Origin of the sequence: Microcystis sp. M53602_WE12 (assembly GCF_030065455.1) — a bacterium.
Classification (GTDB): domain Bacteria; phylum Cyanobacteriota; class Cyanobacteriia; order Cyanobacteriales; family Microcystaceae; genus Microcystis; species Microcystis aeruginosa.
Window position 1 is genome coordinate 1 of record NZ_JASJFB010000112.1, and the last position, 3,375, is coordinate 3,375.

4 protein-coding genes and 1 pseudogene are annotated in these 3,375 nt (G+C 42.9%); 3 read left to right on the forward strand and 2 right to left on the reverse strand.

The annotated features are described in order from the left end of the window. Window positions 1-328 precede the first annotated feature (328 nt). Window positions 329-994: pseudogene (locus PX482_RS04540) on the reverse strand (RNA-guided endonuclease InsQ/TnpB family protein); the annotation flags it as partial. 155 nt (window positions 995-1,149) lie between these two features. On the opposite strand from PX482_RS04540, the gene PX482_RS04545 reads away from it, so the two are divergent. Next, window positions 1,150-1,317: a YqaE/Pmp3 family membrane protein gene (locus PX482_RS04545; RefSeq protein ID WP_002757335.1), complete on the forward strand. Its 168-nt coding sequence runs from the start codon at window positions 1,150-1,152 to the stop codon at window positions 1,315-1,317. A 527-nt stretch (window positions 1,318-1,844) separates the two neighbouring features. On the opposite strand, the gene PX482_RS04550 is transcribed toward PX482_RS04545, so the two are convergent. Further along, complete coding sequence (locus PX482_RS04550) at window positions 1,845-2,234, reverse strand: AbrB family transcriptional regulator (protein ID WP_002737568.1); 390 nt, start codon at window positions 2,232-2,234, stop codon at window positions 1,845-1,847. A 299-nt stretch (window positions 2,235-2,533) separates the two neighbouring features. On the opposite strand from PX482_RS04550, the gene PX482_RS04555 reads away from it, so the two are divergent. Next, window positions 2,534-2,977: an Rrf2 family transcriptional regulator gene (locus tag PX482_RS04555; RefSeq protein WP_002738021.1), complete on the forward strand. Its 444-nt coding sequence runs from the start codon at window positions 2,534-2,536 to the stop codon at window positions 2,975-2,977. Continuing rightward, window positions 2,925-3,375: GFA family protein (locus tag PX482_RS04560; RefSeq protein WP_288122126.1), on the forward strand; the 451-nt coding region annotated here is incomplete at its 3' end. The genes PX482_RS04555 and PX482_RS04560, both read left to right, overlap by 53 nt.

The following is a 3,375-nucleotide window of genomic DNA, read 5'->3' on the forward strand; positions in this document are numbered from 1 at the left end:
AGCCAGTCCCTCATCATAACATTATTGCGGGATTTATGTCAAGCCCTGGGAAGGAGCGAGCAGGGCGATCGCATTTAAGACTGAATCCCTTGAGTATAGGCTACTTAGGGTTTGCTGAATAATGGTAAAACCCTTTTAAAATAAAGCTTTTGACCTGTTAAAGTCCGATGTTCATGCTGCGAAAATAGGATTGGGACGTTCAAAAACCTTGCATTATCCTTCTTGTAGTACATAGCTTGGTACAAAAAACAATGGCAACAAAGCCCGAAACGACCGGCTCCTGACGACCGGCTACTGACTCCTACCCCCAGGAAAAACTTTTTCAGCAGACCCTATGTAAGAAATCAGTGCGAGTGTCTTTAATCTTTGCGTGGATTTTAGCCACTTGTTTTCTGGCTTTTTCCCGTCGGTTACTTCCTTTCTGTTTTCTAGAAAGGTTTCGTTGTGCCTTTTTAAGCCGTTTTAGTCGTTTCTTTAACGGTTTTGGTGCGTTGAACTTTTCCCCTGTTGAAAGAGTCGCAAAGGTAGCAATCCCTAGATCGATCCCTACGGTTTGCTTGTTATCTGGCAAAGTTTCAGGACGAATCTCGACAACGAAACTGAGAAAGTATCGATCCGCTGCGTCTTTAATCACGGTGACGCTAGAAGGTTTAGAGGGTAATGGACGGCTCCAAACGACTTTTAAATCACCGATTTTTGCCAAAGTAACGTGGTGTTGATTAACGGTAAAACCATTGTCAGTAAATCTTGCCGATTGTTGAGATTTACGTTTTTTAAACTTGGGAGGTTTTACTTTTTTTCCCTTCCTTTCTGCCTGACAAAATGCAAAAAAGTTAGAATAGGCTGTCTCTAAATCTCTCAAAGACTGTTGTAAAGGAATAGAAGAAACCTCAGTTAACCACTTTCTTTATTCTGTTTTTTTAGTCTGAGTTAGTCTTTTGGAAAACTCGGTATATTTTGGCTTTTTTTCTCCTTGTTGATAGAGTTCTTGGCAAATAAACTCAGGGCAGTGGCAAGAATATTTAAAAGAATGCCGATCATGAATTTCTCCTTAATTTTTCTGGGATCACTGCCATTTTATGGCAAATTTAAGGAGAGCAAGCTTAATATAGAATTAAGATTCACTAAAGTCTTTTTGAGGTACTGACAATGTTTCTTCGCCTAGTTTGTGCGTTTTTTTTGCCGCCCTTAGCCGTATTTTTGACCACGGGACTGAGTTTAGCCTTTGTTATCAACATCATCTTAACTTTAATTGGTTATGTCCCCGGCATTATCCACGCTTTCTGGATTGTCTCCAAAGAAGCGGAGAATTCCTAGTTAGGGTCTGCTGAAAAAGTTTTTCCTGGGGGCAAGGTGTGGGGTGTAGGGTGTAGGGTGTAGGGTTTTACCGATCTTCAGGTGGTCAATTACCCAATTTTCAGGGAAAAAGTCCAGGAATTTTCCCCCTGCTCACTCCCATGCCCGGCACTTTTGGATGTCAAAAAAGTCTAAAAGTCTTACCCAACAAGGTTTTTAGATTTATTCAGCCAACCCTATCTAGATGCTTAAAGACCGATTGAGGATAAAATACCTAGTTTCAAGAGACAAGAGCTTATCTCATCTGATAAGTACCTAAGCAAAATTAATTACACATCCAAGCCGTCAGCCGTCAGCCAAACGCTTTTTGTTGTGATCAGTAAACAGTGAACTAAAAATTCAAATCTGATCCCTGATAGCTGTCTCGGAGTCCCCCGTCTCGGAGTCTCCTGTCTCGGAGTCTCCTGTCTCGGAGTCTCGACTAGGAAATTAATTTTGCACGACTACTTAGCAAGGAGAGAGTGAAAAGGCTCTCTCCTTAATTATGGCTATTCGTCGTCGTCGCTGGCGCCAACTTGCTTGAGATGAATATGTTTTCTCCCCAAAGTAATTTCAAATTCATCTCCCGGTTTGAGTCCCATTTTTTTGGTGTAGGCCGAACCGATCAGAAGATTATTATTTGATTGGACACTGATCCGGTAGCTGGCCGAGCGCCCACCTCGTCCGTGACCATTGGCACTGCTATCTAAGTCAATTCCCTCGGCATCGATTAGAGCATTGAGAAATTTCATCATATTAACGCGTTCAATACCATTTTTTGTCATGGTATAGTAGCCGCATTCCCGGGCTTTTTCCTCTTTGCTGAGGTTGCCTAGCTGTTTAACTTTCTCAATTAGTTCGAGGCCAGTCAGGGGTTCTGGATTGGTAGTTGTGTTCATTTAAGTTCGCAGTAGATAAGTAACGGTTAGGGTCATCAAGGCTAGTCGAGGAGAATTGCTCCCCCTGACCAGAAACAATCGGGTTACGATTGATCTCTACACTTATCTTACACGGTATAAACTAAAAATTATCACTTGCTTGGGGAAATTGATTGTAATGGATTAGACTCTATCTCTCGATCGAAATCTTAAGAGAATTTATCAATGTTGATCGAGATGCCGGGGTAAGGGAGGTTAGCCTTTCTCTCATCAATGAGAGCCGGGGTAGGATAGAGATCAAGAGGTAAAAATGAGGGATAATGAAGCTAACAACTAGGGGTCACTATAGTGTTAAAGCCTTGCTGGATCTTAGTTTACAACCGAGGGGAACTCCCGTATCGGTAAAATCGATCGCCCTGCGTCAAGATATCCCGGCTGCTTATCTAGAGAAATTGCTGATAGAAATGCGACGAGCGGGGTTAGTTCGTTCCTTTCGGGGATCGCAAGGGGGTTATCAATTGGCTAGGCCGGCAAATCGGATCTCGTTGGGGCAAATTTTGGAGGCAGTGGGAGAGACGATCGAGCCATTATCAGGCTATCATCCCAGGGACGAACAGGCAGAAGATTGGGTGACATTTACTATCTGGAAACACCTACACGAGAAATTAAAAGAGGCCCTAGGGAAGATTACCTTAGCCGATTTATACTACGATGCCCGTAGCTGGATCGCCGCTAGGGGAGAGGAAACCAGCTTTATTGTTTAGTAGTTTAGAAGTTATGACAGCAACAACACAAGCAAAGATTTATGGGGGGGGTTGTCACTGTGGAGCGATCCGTTTTCAAGTGGCGATCGAGCATGATCAAGCTCTAGACTGTAATTGTTCGATTTGTCAGAAAAAAGGCTTTCTGCATCTGATTGTTCCTTCAGCACAATTTACCCTCCTAAGCGGTGAAGATTTTTTAAGTACCTATACATTTAATACCCACACAGCCCAACATTATTTTTGTCGTGTTTGTGGTATTCATCCTTTCTATCGTCCCCGCTCCCATCCTGACGCTATAGATATAAACCTGCGCTGTTTGGAGGGCAATGTCTTAGGCGATTTTCAGATCCAGTTCTTTGATGGGGCTAACTGGGAAGACAATATTGAGAAAATTCGGG

What these genes read in the sequence shown, in the direction of transcription:
- PX482_RS04555 (WP_002738021.1), top strand. Translation starts at nt 2,534, where the DNA reads ATGAAGCTAACAACTAGGGGTCACTATAGTGTTAAAGCCTTGCTGGAT.
- PX482_RS04545 (WP_002757335.1), top strand. Translation starts at nt 1,150, where the DNA reads ATGTTTCTTCGCCTAGTTTGTGCGTTTTTTTTGCCGCCCTTAGCCGTA.
- PX482_RS04550 (WP_002737568.1), bottom strand. Translation starts at nt 2,234, where the DNA reads ATGAACACAACTACCAATCCAGAACCCCTGACTGGCCTCGAACTAATT.